The organism is Halalkalibacter akibai JCM 9157, assembly GCF_000513135.1.
Taxonomy (GTDB): Bacteria; Bacillota; Bacilli; order Bacillales; family Bacillaceae_D; genus Halalkalibacter; species Halalkalibacter akibai.
In genome coordinates this window covers 144,773-159,229 of sequence record NZ_BAUV01000001.1, presented here as the reverse complement: position 1 = coordinate 159,229, position 14,457 = coordinate 144,773, and the positions used below count along the sequence as shown (strand labels likewise).

Genomic DNA, 14,457 nt, shown 5'->3' with positions numbered 1-14,457 from the left:
ACGAAGGAAAAAGATCTAGATAAAAAGATAAAAACAAAGTATAATCACACTAAACTAATAGGAATTGGAGGTATTTGCAAATGACTATTATTAGTCTCTTTAAAGATACATGTCCGACTTGTAAACAAACACTAAAACACGATAAGTCTGAAGCTTTAATAGGACGAATTGTTAAACATTGCCCCGAAGGTCATTACGAAAAAGAGTATCATCCAGCTTTAGAAACTTTTGTAGAGACAATTCAACACTAAACACTATAATATTGAATATAAAAGAGCTTGAAAAACAACCGAATCGAACATTCGGTCGTTTTTTTCAAGCTCTTATCTTTCTTTATTAATGTATATCAGTGACCGTGTTCTTCTTCAGCAGCCATGGCTATAGCTTTCGTTTCATGAACAGTTCCATATGGATGCTGAGGTGGAGCATAGATAGAGTACAGCTTAAGTGGTTGATTACCTGTATTGGTCAAGTTGTGCCATTTACCAGCGGGTATCACAATCGCATAATCGTCATAGACTTTTTCTTCAAATTCTAGTCGATCTTTGCTGTCACCCATTTGAACAATCCCTTGCCCTTGTTCAATGCGTAAGAATTGATCAAGATTTGGATGAATTTCTAAACCAATGTCCTCTCCAACACCAATACTCATCAAAGTGACTTGCAAATGATCTCCTGTCCATAAGGCGGTACGGAAATTGTTGTTTTGTTTAGTTATTTCTTCAATATCTACTACAAATGGCTCCGCACCATAATCCATTAGTTCATTTGTGAGTTCATCTTCTAATGAACTAAATCGTGTAGCGTTCTCTTGTTCACCTGTTAAAGCCCACATAAACACATTTTGAATTTGTGGATGCCCCGTAAGATGAGAACTCTTTTGATATTCTTCATACCCCTCTAATTCCAGCTCATAAGCCTTTTGTAAACCATCTCTATAACTATTAAAGGGAATTGTATCAATCTGATATATAGGTTGTATACCAGTAAGATGGGTATAAAGATTGGTGAAGTGTGTTAATTGAGCTTTGTTCCCTTCTAAAGCCTGAAGAATGCCCTTTTTATGCTTATTAGAAGGCGCAGCATTGGCTAACTGTCTATAAAATTTAATGGCTTTGGCCTCTCTTTTAATCCCTCCAAGTACCGCTTCAAAAACTTGGTCATCCTGCCCGTGATAATTCCTTGCCATAAAGTCTGGATTATAGGTTGATGTGTTAGCATTAGCGTAATATGGATATGGATTCGTGTTAGAATAATACATTTCGTTCATTCCCTTCAATGGTTTATCAAATTTATCATATGCCTATGTGTAGAGAATGGACTTCTAATGAATATACTTAATTAAAAAAGGGCATTTGATTAGTTTAGAAATTTTCAAGTGTTCTTTTGCATCAAAAAAGAATAGAATAGGATCTACACCTAATCTATTCTTTAGTGAAATTACTAAGAAAAAATCATTAGTGGCTTTTGAATTCACTCTGTTTTTTGTCCGACAAATTGAATAACATGAGACAAGCCATTATGTAATTCTCCTTCATGTCGGACAACCTCTCCCATAAAAAAGTGAACAATACGCCAATCAGAAAAGACATTTAGAAATTCTTCGGGTTTGTATAAAAGCTCTAAGTTTTGAGGGCCCCCACTATTATATGGTATTTGATAATGCGAATAGACTTCGGTAATAAAATAACCACCTGGATTAACTGACTCTTTCACTCCTTGTAGTGTTTTCTTGCGTAACACTTCTGGAAAGTGACCAAAAATACAGACAATCTCATCCCATTTGTTTTGTTGCCAAACGGCTTCATTTAAATCAACCAGTTGCGTATTAACTTTTACACCTTTTTCATCTGCCAATTTATTCATTTTTGATAGACCTGATTCAGCGTAATCCCAAGCTGACACGTTCATTCCTTGTTCAGCTAAGAAAACGGCATTGCGTCCTTCACCTTCTGCAATAGCAAGAGCGTCACCTGATAATGGAAGTTTTCTCTGCATTTCCGCTAAAAACACATTTGGTTCTGTTCCATATACATAATTCTCATTCTGAAAGCGCGTGTTCCATGGATTCATTGTCTATTCTCCTTTATTGTATTTTATAATAGTAACACCCTATAGTCTGAATAGACATATAGGGTGAATGAATGATTAACGAATCACGACAAATTGACCTGTACCCAATACATTTTTCGTATAATCTATTTTAACATCATTAAAATAAACCTTATCTTTTTGAGCAATTAAAAATTGAAACCCATCCTGCTCCATAATTTCATCATTTTCTAAAGCTGACTCTTCCAGAGCCAGGCGAAGTTGTGGTCCTCCTCAACCAATACCCATGGTTAATCGGATGAAGGGTTCGACTCCTTGTTTGATTGTATCTTGTACTTCATTTAAAATCTGTTCGATTGCTGTGGGTGTTATTTTAACCATTTTTATAACCCTCCTGACTTATTTGAATTTCAAAACAAATATCCAGTAAAAAAGTTTATATAATCGTATGTTTTACATTGCGCATTACTTTTATAAGATATCAATCCAAATCTTAACTGCCGTTGCTGCTATTAATACAGCTAATATTACTTGCAAAATTTTTGTATTCATCTTCTTTCCTGCCATCGCACCTAGTGGAGATGCTATTAAACTCGCTACAATCATAATGAATGCTGGATAATAATCAATTTGTCCTGTGCTAATCTTTCCGACGGTTGCTCCTATGGATGAGATGAAGGTAATCGCTAATGAAGAAGCGATAGTCATTCGCGTTGGAATTTTTAAAACAACAAGCATAATTGGGACCAATAAGAACGCCCCAGCAGCACCTACAATTCCTGCTCCAACCCCTACGATTAATGCAAAGCTAGCCGCTAACCATTTATTAAATGTCACTTGATCAAGTGGAATATCATCAATTCCCTTTTTAGGAATAAACATCATGACTGCGGCAATTAACGCTAAAATTCCGTAAATAAGATTAATTCCGCCTTCTGACATCAGTTTTGATCCATAACCACCAACAAAGCTACCAATTAGAATAGCTGATCCCATATAAATAATTAAAGTCTTATTTAAGTATCCGCCTTTCCGATAGGCCCATACCCCACCTATTGTTGCAAAAAACACTTGGATTGCACTTATTCCTGCAACTTCATGGGCACTAAAAGCTGCCAATCCGAATAATGGTGGGATAAAAAGAAGCATGGGATATTTAATAATTGATCCGCCAATCCCTAACATTCCTGAAATATACGAACCTATGAAACCAATTAAAAAGATTGTAATAATAAAAGCAAAATCCATCATAACCTACCTCCTTTTAAAGGAAAAGGGAACCAACCCGGTTCCCTTTTCTTTTATATTTAGCCTTTTTTAATCCAGAACCTAAATACACCATCTTCTTCCGTATCTGATAGTAACTCATGACCGCCAGACTTCGCCCATGCTGCAAGGTCATTTTTTGCTCCTTTATCAGTCGCATGAATTTCTAGCACTTGACCTGATTCAAGTTCCATCATAGCTTTCTTTGTTCGAACGATTGGCATTGGACATGCTAATCCTTTTGCATCTAATACTTTATCTGAGTTCATTTATAAAACCTCCAGTTAATTATTTCTATTTTTTTATCGTTTGTTATCTTACTGCACAACGGTTTGGCCCAATTTCCATTTCACGTTGTTTCTCTTCATCCGGTGTAATTTTACCCATATTGGTTTCACGAATTTCTTGATACGCGTTTGGTTGTGGCGGTAAGTTTTCTGTCACCATTGATCTAAACTCATTTTCATCTTCAATGTTTAAACCATGATTTTGAGCAAATAATGTGCCTAGTTTTTCTGCAACACTTCCATCTTCATTTAGCTCTTCGATGATCATAAAGTGAGCCGGTAAAACAATCAACTCTTCTGATAGTTCTCTATAACGCGTATAAAGCGACTCACGTAAATCTCCTACCCAATCTTCAGCGAGTCCTGCTAGGTCAGGTCTTCCAATTGAATCAATGAAGAGAATGTCTCCGGATAATAGGTATTTTTCATCGATAACAAATGAAGTCGATCCGATTGTATGACCAGGTGAGTATAGCGCATGAATGTTGATCGTTGAGTTTCCGATCACTACGTCATTCCCACCTTCAAGTGCCGCATATTCAAACACTACTTCACCAGCGTCTTTTGGAGGTAACCAGTACGTTGCACCAGTTGCTTCGGCAATTTTTCTTCCTCCAGAAATATGATCAGCATGTAAATGAGTATCAAATACGTGTGTGATTTTTGCATTGATTTCTTTAGCAAAGTTCACATACACATCTGCCATACGTGTTGCATCGATAATCGCAGCTTCCCCATTTGAAACAACCATATAAGATAGACAGCCTTTACCTAGACGGACAAATTGATATAGCTCACCACCGTCTTTTAGGTTCCCTACTTTAACTGGCTCTAAATATTCACTCCAAGTCTTCATTCCGCCTTCAAGATAAGAAACATCTAGTCCTTCATCAGACAACATCTCTGCTACCATCATCGAAGAACCTTCTTTCGCACAAACGACTAAGACTTCTTTATCTGCTGGAATTTTATCCATGATTTCTTCTACGCCATCTAATAGTTCAAAATAAGGAATATTAAAGTAATCAAAGTTTTCTCCTTCAATTTTCCAATCAGCGAAATCACCTTCATTCCGAACATCTAGAATAAATAGCTCTTTCTTTTCGATTACTTTTCTTGCTACTTCTTTTGAATTCATCGCTTTTACTGACATTTTTATACCCCCGTTAGTATGTTTTGTTTTAAAAAAATTTAATTAAAACGTTAATGTTACATCTGCATCCTTGGCGAATTCTAAGAATGTAACTGCTCCACCCACTTCAATTCCATCAACAAATGCATCTTTTTCTAGTTCCATAACATCCATTGTCATTTGACAACCAATCAATTTAACACCCATTTCTTGTGCCATTGCCACGAGTTCAGGGATCGCTGGAACATTTGCTTTCTCAAAACCCTTTTGGTAATGCTCTTTCCCCTCTGGCATTGGTAATTGACCGTATGCTTCTTTATGAATTAGGTTTAGACCTTCAAAGGTAAAGAATATCGCTACCTCTTGGTCTGTTGCAGCTGCAGCTGTTGCTACATTGAAAACTTTATAGGCATCAAATAACCCACCATTGCTTGCGATAATCGCTAATTTTCTACTCATCTTCTTTCAACCTCCTATTATTTTCTCAATGCTGACATAATGCTATTTGGATCATAACCAACAACCCACTGGCCGTTCACTTCCGTTTGTGGAACCCCTAATTGACCTGTTTTTTCTACAAGTTGCTGCATAATGGCAGGATTTGTTTCTACATTCACTTCTTGATAGGAAATGTTTTGATCTGATAAAAAGTTTTTTAACATCACACAATAACGACAGTGATTAGATGTATAAACAGTAATCTGATTCATGTTGACCCCTCCTATTTATTAAGACTATCTGTTGGGTTACCCCATTCACTCATGCCAGGTACGACATTAATAACTGTTTTAAATCCAGCTTCTGTTAATTTTTGTGCGGCTAAATCACTACGGCTTCCAGTACGACACACAACATAAATATCTGCATCCTCGCTTAGTTCATTAAAACGATTCTCAAGTTCACCAAGCGGAATGGATTTTGCACCAGGAATATGATTGAAGGCATATTCAGCTGATTCACGTACATCTAACACTAGAATCCCTTCATTGTTAGCTAATTTCGCTTGAAGTTCCTCGTTGTTTACAACATGTGGGTGTTTCTTCTCTTCTTTTTCTTCCCCAGTCGCCTTACGCAGATAATGTTTTAACACTTCACCCTCTTCAAGCGTTCCTAAATATTGATGTCCAGTGCTCTGTGCCCACGCCTTAATATCAGCAGTTGATCCTTTATCTGTTGCTTGAATTTCTAATACTTTTCCTGGTTCGAGCTCATTCATCGCTTTTTTTGTACGAACGATTGGCATTGGACATGCTAATCCTTTTGCATCTACTAGTTGATCAAATTTAATAGTTTCCATAAATAGTCCTCCTTAGAATGAATACCTATATAGGTATAATAAACTTCAAAAAAATTTACTGCACGTTCCCTTCCCAGTTCATCATGCCTCCAACCATATTGGTAGCATGAAACCCGTGACTTGACAGAAACTCAGTGGCTCTTCCACTTCTAGCACCAGAGCGACAAACAATAATATATTCTTTCGTTTTGTCTAGTTCATGTAGACGAAATTCTAGTAATCCAAGCGGGATGTTTACACTTCCAGGAATATGCCCTGCTGCTACCTCATCCGTTTCACGAACATCAATAATATTGGGGTTAACGAGACGTTCTACTTCTTTTGGTGTGATTTCTTTCATAACTGATCTCCTCCTAACGTTAGTTCCAAGCGCTCATACCGCCTTTTACATTTGTGATTTTTTGAAAACCCATTTTTCTCAAAAGTTTTGTTGCCTTATTGCTGCGCATTCCACTCTGGCAAATAACAACAACCTCTTTCTCTTTTGATAACTGACTTCCTTTTTGAGAAAGTTCATGGAGTGGAATGTTTTTGAACGTGTTAATCTTGTTTCTAGAAAACTCACCTGGTGTTCTTACATCAATAAATTGAACATCTTTTCTCTTTAACTCTTTTTTAAGGTCACTCGTTGAAATTTGTTTTACACCTTTAACAGGCATGAACTTATTAATTAAAAAGAATGCTACTATAAGACCGAATAAAACATTTATGACTAAATCCAATTTAAGTACCCCCTTGGGTTAAATAAATAAGTTCACATTTCCTTCTTCTGCATCAGCTAAATATGCGGCTACACCAGCATATTCTAAACCATCAATCAACTCTTCTTTTTGTAGTCCTAATAGATCCATTGTCATTGTACAAGCAACTAACTTTACGCCTTGTTCTTGTGCCATTTCGACTAAATCAGGTAATGGCATAGCATTGTGTTTTTTCATCACATGCTTAATCATTTTCGGTCCCATTCCGGCGAAGTTCATATTGGAAAGCCCCATATTGTCAGCGCCTCGTGGCATCATTTTCGCAAACATCTTTTCTAGGAATCCTTTTTTCACTGGTACGTGTTGATCCTTTCTAAAAGCGTTTAGTCCCCAAAATGTTGAGAAGATTGTTACTTCATGATCATAGGCTGCAGCACCGTTTGCGATAATAAAAGCAGCCATCGCTTTGTCATAATCCCCACTGAATAAAATGATTGTTGTTTTTTTCTTTGCTGTCATGTTGTCCACTCCTTTGTTTTTTCTTAACTCATACCAGTACAGGTATATAAACTTTCAAAAAAATAGGTTGGTTAGCCTTTTTTAATCCAGAACTTCAATACATGACCTTCTTCAGTATCTGATAGTAACTCATGCCCACCAGATTTTGCCCAAGCCGATAAGTCATTTTTGGCTCCTTTATCGGTCGCATGAATCTCTAAAACCTGACCTGATTCCATCTCATTTATTGCCTTCTTCGTTTTTACAATTGGCATCGGACAAGCTAGTCCTTTTGCATCAAGAACTTTATCTGCCTTCATTTAGATAGCCTCCCTTTTCACTTTAATACATATACCTCTATAGGTATTATAAAAGAATAAAAAAATTTGTCAATAACTTTTTAATTCGTTTCGCAAAGCTCATTTAAACCTATAGGGGTATTATAATTGATGTCACTCACCCCTGTCAATCATCTTTTTATTATCTGCTTTTTACTAATAAGTTCACAGCTTCTTGAATAAGCGCTTCTGTGTCTTCGCCTTTTACAATTTGCTCGCGGACACACTGCTCTAAGTTAGAGCTTACGACTAAACCAATCGTTCGGTCCAACGCATTTCTTGCGGCTGACATCTGAACGACAAGATCCTTACAGTCCTTACCCTCTTCCATCATTCTAAGAATCGCTCTGACTTGTCCTTCTACACGTTTTACTCTGTTTTTCATTTTGTCATTGTACTCCATGGATTTCCCTCCTTTTTCTACAGTTAAACCTAGTTGGTTGTTTATTATTATACAGATAATACCCTTTAACTTTTGCACCCTTATTCTTCAAGAACCTGGCACTTACATTAACATCAATCATCTCTGAACCAATGATATAAATGCTGTTCCCCTCAAAAAGATCGTAGTTCCTTTTTAAATAGGCTAATGGAATATTAACAGCTCCTGCTACCCGAGATTTATAAACAATAGAAGAATCCCTTACATCAAGAATGATAGTATGATCTTGATCATTTATTTTCTCCAGTTCAACACAACTTAAACCAAGAACTGGTACATATCTTTTATATAAGAAGCGAGTAAAGATAATTGTTAATACGATTAAGAATGTCGTCATATAAGCACCTATGAAGTTATTTTGTAACCTCGCCTTCCCACTTAAGCATTCCGCCTTTTACACTGACTAAATCTTGATACCCAAGATCCTTTAATGCATTTGCAGCTTGAAGACTTCTGTTCCCACTGCGGCAGATGATGACGATTGTTTGATCTTTAGGAATAAGTTCGGTTTGATCACCTAGTGTACTTAAAGGAATATTCATCATACCATCTATATGCCCTTCATTAAATTCATGAGACTCACGAACGTCTACAAAGAAAACATCTTCATGTGGCTCATTCATTAAATTGGCTAATTGTTCCGTGTTCATTTCATCTATCCCTGCATTAAGCGATAATTTATATCCAAAAAAGCCAATTAATATGGTTATAGGGATTATGATATGCCAATATTTTTTTATCAATGATCTGCCCTCCTCGTTGTTTATACTCATATGATATACCCTGATAGGTATATAGTCAAGCCTAATTTTTAAATGGAAATTATTATTTAACAAGCAATAAAGAAGTCTCTTAATGAAAAGTCATGACCTTTCACAAGAGACTTAAATTGGTTGTTTCCCTTAAATACTTTTATCTATAGCGGACATCAATCTTTTTTCAATGTCTAAGGCAATCTCATTCAATTCCTCATCATTTACATTTTGAATTAAAGCAGATGGCTTCGGCATTCCAATTTTTGTTTTTCCTTGGTCTGTATAAACAACTATTTTACAAGGGAGAAAGTAACCAACCATTTTATTTTTGTCTAATACTCTTTTCGCTTCATGTGGATTACACACTTCCAAAACTTTATACGGTTCATTGAATTCTAACCCTTTCTCTTGGAGCTTTGCTTGAATGTCAAACTCCCATAAGACACCAAACTTTTCTTCCATAAGAGTTGCTTTCAACTTTTCAATTGTTTCTTCCATCGTGTTCGATGTTTCAATTGTGTAATCAAACATGTTATCTCTCCTTTTAGGTCTTTTTTATACCGCACAGGGTATACAGTAAAGTATGTCGGTCTTGTTGTCAAACATTAAACTCATTTTTTTATATAACTTTATAAAGGATAAACCCTTTCAAGCTCTCCGGATTCTACGTGAAACAAGCAACCAATCATTTGTACACCTTGCCCATATTTTTTATAGATCGGATGCTGTTGTAGATGTTTAACTTGTGATAATACATTTTCTCTAGTTAACTCATCCATCGAAACATCTTTTAACAAGTTGTGATCCGGCAAACTTTTTCTAACCTTGTCAATCCAACCTCGGAGCTCTTCTTCATTATTGCCCGACCAAGCTGCTTTGACTCCCCCACAATCAGTATGGCCTTTGATCACAATTACTTTTACATTTAAATGTCTTAAAGCATAGTAAAGACTTGCTGAAAAACTCTCATCCTCAATAGAAATTTGGTTAGCAATATTTCGATGAACAAACATATGCCCTAAAGGCATTTGTGTGACGACAGAAGGGCTTACTCGTGAATCGCTACAGGACAGCACAAAAAATTCTGGAGCTTGCCCCTTCTTTAATTCATCAAAGAAAGTTGGATCATATTCTTTCATCTCTCTTATAAATTCTTCATTTCGTTTACGTAACTCTAAATTCCGCATAGCTTTCACCTATTTTCCGATTGCTTTTAAAGCTTGGTTAATAAATAAATAGTTAAGATTATCGCCATATTTCTTATCCCAATCTGCCTTCTTCATTAAATCCATCACAGGGCCTTTAATCCCTGCAAATAAAAACTCAATTCCACCTTTACCACACGACTCCATTACTTCTTCTAAAGAATGAATGGCAACAGCGTCAATTGAATTGACACCTGAAAAATCAAGGATAATCCATTTCGTTTCTGGTTTTTCGCCAACTCGCTCACATAGTTTATCCTCTAAAAAGGTCATATTGGCAAAATACAGTGAAGCATCCGTTCTAAAAATTATCACCTCAGGATCCACTTTCGCCTCAGGATAACGGTTAATGTTTCTAAAAACATGATCTTCTGTTAAATATCCTAACTCGGCAACATGAGGATAGGCACTTCTAGCAATAAACACGAGCAAGGAAAAGGCAATCCCAATCAAAATCCCTACTTTAATTCCGAGCACAAGTGTCGCTATAAATGTAACCACCCAAGTCCAACCGTCCGCTTTTCGTATCCTAAATAATCGTTTTGCTTCCTTTACATCAATGAGTTTATAGACAGCAACCATAATGATGGCTGCTAAAACTGCATTAGGAAGGTAATAAAATAACCCAGTGAAAAAAAGCAAAGTGAGGATAATTAATGCGGCTGTAATCAGTGAAGCTAATGGTGTGCGAGCACCTGCTTGATAATTAACAGCTGACCTCGAAAAACCACCTGTAACTGGATAAGCCGAAAAAAATGATCCAGCTACGTTTGCTAAACCAATGCCGACTAACTCTTGATTCGGTACAATTTTATATTTTTCTTTTGCCGCAATTGCTTTTGAGACTGAGATAGCCTCCATAAAGGCAATAAATGAGATCGTTAAAGCAATTGGCAGTAGTGAGACGGCTGAGCTAAGTGAAAGAACTGGCAGACTAAAAGCTGGAAGTCCTCTTGGTACTTCTCCCACAATCTTCACGCCTAATTCATCTAGCCTTAAAAATAACACAACTAAAATGCTTAGTGTTACAACTACAAGAGGGGCTGGGATTTTTGGAAGACGTTTCAATCCAATTAACAAGAAAATACTAATTAACCCAATTGCCAACGTAACGATATTTATCTCCACTACTCTTACGATTGCCTCCCAAACAATGGTGAAAACATTCTGGTCCGCAAGTATATTCACCCCAATTAGATGCTTTAATTGGCTGAGTCCAATGGTAATAGCGGCAGCTGATGTAAAACCACTTATAACCGCATTCGATAAAAAATTTACAAGGAATCCAAGCCGGAACAGTCCCATTAAAAATAATATAAGTCCGACCATTAACATAAGTAAAAGCGTTAATGAGATATATTCTGCTGTACCTGGTTCTGCTAAGACAGATACACCCGCTAAAACTAATAAAGAGTCCATGGCAACTGGTCCTACGGCCAATTGACGAGACGTTCCAAATAGTGCATAAACAATAATCGGAATAGTAGACGCGTATAGACCAATGACAGGCGGAAGTCCTGCTAACATCGCATAAGCCATTCCTTGAGGTATTAACATCACCGCTACAATTAAGCCAGCGGACATATCTCCTCTCAGATCTGTTCTCTGATAATTGGGGATCCACTCTAATGCAGGAATAAATTTTTTAAACACATCTATTGCCTCCTTTCTGTTGTTAACAAATGGTATGTAGAAGGGTGCAGAGCACCCTTCTTAATTAGGATTTCTTAATATAGAATGTAAAGACTCCATTCTCTTCTTTGTCACTTACTAATTCATGCCCTCCAGAATTTGCCCATGCTGTAAGGTCATTTTTTGCACCTTTATCTGTAGCTTGAACCTCTAACACTTCACCTGACTGTAATTCATCCATTGCCTTTTTTGTTCTCACAATTGGCATTGGACACGCTAGACCTTTTGCATCTAAAACTTTCGTCACTTCCATCTTTTCATTCCTCCTTAACGTACTGCACAGCGATTTGGCCCAATCTCCATCTCCCGTTGTTCCTCAAGATCAGGATTGATCTTGCCCATATTCATCTCTCGAATTTCCTGATATGCGTTCGGCTGTGGCGGTAAATTTTCTGAAACGGTTTTTCTAAATTCATTTTCATCATTGATGTTCAACCCATGATTTTCTTTATACAACTTACCTAATTCTTCTGATACGCTCCCATCTTTTTTCATTTCATTAATTCCCATGTAATGCAGGTAGCACAATCAGATTATCTGCCAATTGTTTGTACCGGTCATAAAGGGTTTGTCTAAGATCTGATACCCAGTCTTCAGCTTTTCCGGCTAAATCAGGCCGGCCAATTGAATCGATAAATAAAATGTCTCCAGTTAAAAGATATTGATCATCAACAATAAAGGACGTACTCCCTATCGTATGTCCAGGCGAATAAATAGCTTTGATTAACACTTTCCCAACCCTGATCTCATTTCCATCCTCAAGCTTCGTATATGAATACGTTACCTCTTCAGCATCCTTTGGTGGTAAGTGATATTCAGCACCTACCTTTTCAGCTAAAGTTCGTCCGCCGGAGATATGATCAGCATGAAGATGCGTATCTAACAGGTGAGTTAGCTTTAAGTTATGTTCGCTAATAAATTGTTCATAAGGTTCAATCATACGTGCTGCATCAATGATAGCTACTTCTCCATTTGATTCAACTAAATAGGATAAACACCCTTTACCAATTCGAACAAATTGATAAATAGTACCTCCACCTGTTAAATCACCTATTTTAATGGGCTCTAGATGTTCACTCCAAGCTTTCATTCCGCCTTCAATAGAATAAACATTGTTGTACCCCGCATCTGCAATTTGTTCAGCGACAAATTCAGAGGAACCTCCCTTTGCACAAATAACATAGATCGGCTGATCTTTAGGCAGTTGATCCATAATCGGATCAAGACTGTCAATTAAATCAAAGTAAGGCTTGTTAATAATATGGACGTTTTCCCCTTCAATTTTCCAATCGTCAAAATCACCTGTGTTTCTTACGTCTAAAATAAAAATGTGATCGCCATTAAGAATCTTTTTTGTTAACTCTTTAACATTGATTCCTTTAATCGCCGTTGTTGTTGTCATAGTTCCCCTCCTATAGTTCTGTATTAAAATGTCAGGGTCACGTCAGCATCTTTTGCATATGTCAAAAATGTAACGGCACCACCAACATCAATTCCCTCAATAAAATGTTCCTTCTCTAAACTCATGACATCCATTGTCATTTGACAAGCAATCATTTTTACACCCATTTCTGTTGCCATCGAAACAAGTTCATCAACTGGTGGGACGTTGTTCTTCTTAAAACCTTCTTGGAAATGTTCTGTTCCTGCAGGCATTGGAAGGCTTTTATGTGCCTCTTTATGAATTAAATTTAATCCTTCAAAAGTGAAAAATATTTCAACTTCAGCATCTGTAGCAGCAGCTGCTGTTGCGATATTAAAAACTTTGTAAGCATCAAACATTCCACCATTTGCAGCGATAATTGCAATTTTCAAGACACTCTCTCCCTTTTTTAATGAAGTTTATTTATTGGGCCCGTCCATTCTTTCATTCCAGGTACCACATTTTTCACACGATTAAATCCCTTTTCAGCAAGCTTTTGTGCTGCGAAATCACTTCTGCTACCCGTGCGACACACGACATGAATCTCATCACTTTTATCTAATTCTTCAAAACGTTCTTCAAGCTCTCCTAACGGAATATGAACAGCTCCCGGAATATGACCAAAAGCATATTCTGCAGATTCTCTTACATCTAAAATGGTGACTTTTTCGTTACCCTCTATTTTCTTTGATAATTCATCCAGCGTAACAACATGAGGATGATTGGTTTCGTTTTTTTCTTCTTCTGAGCTTGCTTTTCGAAGGTAGTGCTTTAGAGTATCTCCCTCTTCAATGGTTCCCAGATATTGATTTCCTGTACTATCTGCCCATGCTTTTATATCAGCCGTTGAACCTTTATCAGTCGCTTGTATTTCCATGACTTGACCAGGTTCAAGCGTATTCATTTCCTTTTTTTGTTTTAACAATTGGCATCGGACATGCTAGACCTTTTGCATCTAATGTTTTATTTACTGTTACTTCCAATTTCTTCACCTCCCTAACATCTTTTATTTTCGTTCTAATTCACCTTTCCAATCCAACATTCCACCTGCCATATTCTTCACCTTATACCCTTTGCTTTTCAAGAATTCAGCAGCTCTCCCACTTCTGGCACTGGATCGACAAACTAAGATATGTTCTTTGCTTTTATCTATTTCACTAAGTCGATCCTCAAGCTCTCCAAGTGGGATATGGTGGATACCAGGAATGGCTCCTTCCGCTATTTCATCATGCTCACGAACATCAATGATGCTGTCTCGCTTGCCTTCATTTATGCGTTGTGACACTTCGGTTGGTGTAATTTCTTCCATTTGTGTTTTTGTTGACATATTGTATATTTCCCCCTCAATATGCAGATAAAAAAAGAGTGG

The 14,457-nt window shown here is 37.0% G+C and carries 22 protein-coding genes and 2 pseudogenes; 1 reads left to right on the top strand and 23 read right to left on the bottom strand.

Annotation, left to right across the window (positions count from 1 at the left end; translation table 11 throughout):
* The first annotated feature begins 80 nt into the window (after positions 1–80).
* Positions 81–251: a hypothetical protein gene (locus JCM9157_RS24820; protein WP_162831744.1), complete on the top strand. Its 171-nt coding sequence runs from the start codon at positions 81–83 to the stop codon at positions 249–251.
* A gap of 95 nt (positions 252–346) precedes the next feature.
* Here the strand turns inward: JCM9157_RS24820 and JCM9157_RS00825 are convergent, their stop codons facing one another.
* The 23 genes and pseudogenes from JCM9157_RS00825 to JCM9157_RS00715 form a co-directional block, all read right to left on the bottom strand.
* Positions 347–1,261: a cupin domain-containing protein gene (locus JCM9157_RS00825; protein ID WP_035661046.1), complete on the bottom strand. Its 915-nt coding sequence runs from the start codon at positions 1,259–1,261 to the stop codon at positions 347–349.
* Positions 1,262–1,473: 212 nt separating this feature from the next.
* Positions 1,474–2,073, bottom strand: coding sequence for a class I SAM-dependent methyltransferase (locus JCM9157_RS00820; RefSeq protein ID WP_035661044.1), 600 nt, complete (start codon positions 2,071–2,073; stop codon positions 1,474–1,476).
* 450 nt (positions 2,074–2,523) lie between these two features.
* Positions 2,524–3,300: a sulfite exporter TauE/SafE family protein gene (locus JCM9157_RS00815; protein ID WP_035661042.1), complete on the bottom strand. Its 777-nt coding sequence runs from the start codon at positions 3,298–3,300 to the stop codon at positions 2,524–2,526.
* 59 nt (positions 3,301–3,359) lie between these two features.
* Positions 3,360–3,587, bottom strand: a complete 228-nt coding sequence (locus JCM9157_RS00810) for a sulfurtransferase TusA family protein (protein WP_035661039.1) — start codon at positions 3,585–3,587, stop codon at positions 3,360–3,362.
* A gap of 43 nt (positions 3,588–3,630) precedes the next feature.
* On the bottom strand, positions 3,631–4,758 hold the full coding sequence (locus JCM9157_RS00805; protein ID WP_035661037.1) for an MBL fold metallo-hydrolase: 1,128 nt from the start codon (positions 4,756–4,758) through the stop codon (positions 3,631–3,633).
* A gap of 42 nt (positions 4,759–4,800) precedes the next feature.
* On the bottom strand, positions 4,801–5,196 hold the full coding sequence (locus JCM9157_RS00800) for a DsrE/DsrF/DrsH-like family protein (RefSeq protein WP_035661036.1): 396 nt from the start codon (positions 5,194–5,196) through the stop codon (positions 4,801–4,803).
* Between the two features lie 17 nt (positions 5,197–5,213).
* Positions 5,214–5,447, bottom strand: coding sequence for a glutaredoxin family protein (locus JCM9157_RS00795; RefSeq protein ID WP_035661034.1), 234 nt, complete (start codon positions 5,445–5,447; stop codon positions 5,214–5,216).
* 11 nt (positions 5,448–5,458) lie between these two features.
* Entirely contained in the window at positions 5,459–6,034 is a 576-nt protein-coding gene (locus JCM9157_RS00790) for a sulfurtransferase TusA family protein (RefSeq protein WP_035661032.1), read from the bottom strand.
* A 55-nt stretch (positions 6,035–6,089) separates the two neighbouring features.
* Positions 6,090–6,374 (bottom strand): rhodanese-like domain-containing protein, encoded by a 285-nt coding sequence (locus JCM9157_RS00785; protein ID WP_004427588.1) that lies wholly within the window; start codon positions 6,372–6,374, stop codon positions 6,090–6,092.
* Between the two features lie 19 nt (positions 6,375–6,393).
* Positions 6,394–6,693: a rhodanese-like domain-containing protein gene (locus JCM9157_RS00780; protein ID WP_081733997.1), complete on the bottom strand. Its 300-nt coding sequence runs from the start codon at positions 6,691–6,693 to the stop codon at positions 6,394–6,396.
* An 81-nt stretch (positions 6,694–6,774) separates the two neighbouring features.
* Positions 6,775–7,254, bottom strand: a complete 480-nt coding sequence (locus JCM9157_RS00775; protein ID WP_035661027.1) for a DsrE/DsrF/DrsH-like family protein — start codon at positions 7,252–7,254, stop codon at positions 6,775–6,777.
* A 71-nt stretch (positions 7,255–7,325) separates the two neighbouring features.
* A complete protein-coding gene (locus tag JCM9157_RS00770) occupies positions 7,326–7,553 on the bottom strand; it encodes a sulfurtransferase TusA family protein (protein ID WP_035661026.1) in 228 nt (75 codons plus the stop codon).
* A gap of 160 nt (positions 7,554–7,713) precedes the next feature.
* Positions 7,714–7,974: a metal-sensitive transcriptional regulator gene (locus JCM9157_RS00765; protein ID WP_035661025.1), complete on the bottom strand. Its 261-nt coding sequence runs from the start codon at positions 7,972–7,974 to the stop codon at positions 7,714–7,716.
* Positions 7,961–8,350, bottom strand: coding sequence for a rhodanese-like domain-containing protein (locus JCM9157_RS00760; RefSeq protein WP_035661024.1), 390 nt, complete (start codon positions 8,348–8,350; stop codon positions 7,961–7,963). Before JCM9157_RS00760 ends, JCM9157_RS00765 begins: the two co-directional genes overlap by 14 nt.
* Before the next feature lie 16 nt (positions 8,351–8,366).
* Positions 8,367–8,756, bottom strand: coding sequence for a rhodanese-like domain-containing protein (locus JCM9157_RS00755; protein ID WP_235714761.1), 390 nt, complete (start codon positions 8,754–8,756; stop codon positions 8,367–8,369).
* A 159-nt stretch (positions 8,757–8,915) separates the two neighbouring features.
* Positions 8,916–9,299 (bottom strand): DUF302 domain-containing protein, encoded by a 384-nt coding sequence (locus tag JCM9157_RS00750; RefSeq protein WP_035661023.1) that lies wholly within the window; start codon positions 9,297–9,299, stop codon positions 8,916–8,918.
* Positions 9,300–9,397: 98 nt separating this feature from the next.
* Positions 9,398–9,955, bottom strand: a complete 558-nt coding sequence (locus tag JCM9157_RS00745; RefSeq protein WP_035661021.1) for a carbonic anhydrase — start codon at positions 9,953–9,955, stop codon at positions 9,398–9,400.
* 9 nt (positions 9,956–9,964) lie between these two features.
* Positions 9,965–11,626, bottom strand: a complete 1,662-nt coding sequence (locus tag JCM9157_RS00740; protein ID WP_035661020.1) for a SulP family inorganic anion transporter — start codon at positions 11,624–11,626, stop codon at positions 9,965–9,967.
* A 64-nt stretch (positions 11,627–11,690) separates the two neighbouring features.
* The gene (locus tag JCM9157_RS00735; protein WP_035661018.1) at positions 11,691–11,918 is read right to left on the bottom strand and encodes a sulfurtransferase TusA family protein; all 228 of its coding nucleotides are present in this window, start codon (positions 11,916–11,918) and stop codon (positions 11,691–11,693) included.
* Between the two features lie 14 nt (positions 11,919–11,932).
* Positions 11,933–13,067 (bottom strand): annotated as a pseudogene (locus JCM9157_RS00730) (MBL fold metallo-hydrolase).
* 23 nt (positions 13,068–13,090) lie between these two features.
* On the bottom strand, positions 13,091–13,480 hold the full coding sequence (locus JCM9157_RS00725) for a DsrE/DsrF/DrsH-like family protein (RefSeq protein ID WP_035661016.1): 390 nt from the start codon (positions 13,478–13,480) through the stop codon (positions 13,091–13,093).
* A 17-nt stretch (positions 13,481–13,497) separates the two neighbouring features.
* A pseudogene (locus JCM9157_RS00720) lies at positions 13,498–14,071 on the bottom strand (sulfurtransferase TusA family protein).
* Between the two features lie 23 nt (positions 14,072–14,094).
* Positions 14,095–14,415, bottom strand: a complete 321-nt coding sequence (locus JCM9157_RS00715) for a rhodanese-like domain-containing protein (RefSeq protein ID WP_035661015.1) — start codon at positions 14,413–14,415, stop codon at positions 14,095–14,097.
* Between the last annotated feature and the right edge of the window lie 42 nt (positions 14,416–14,457).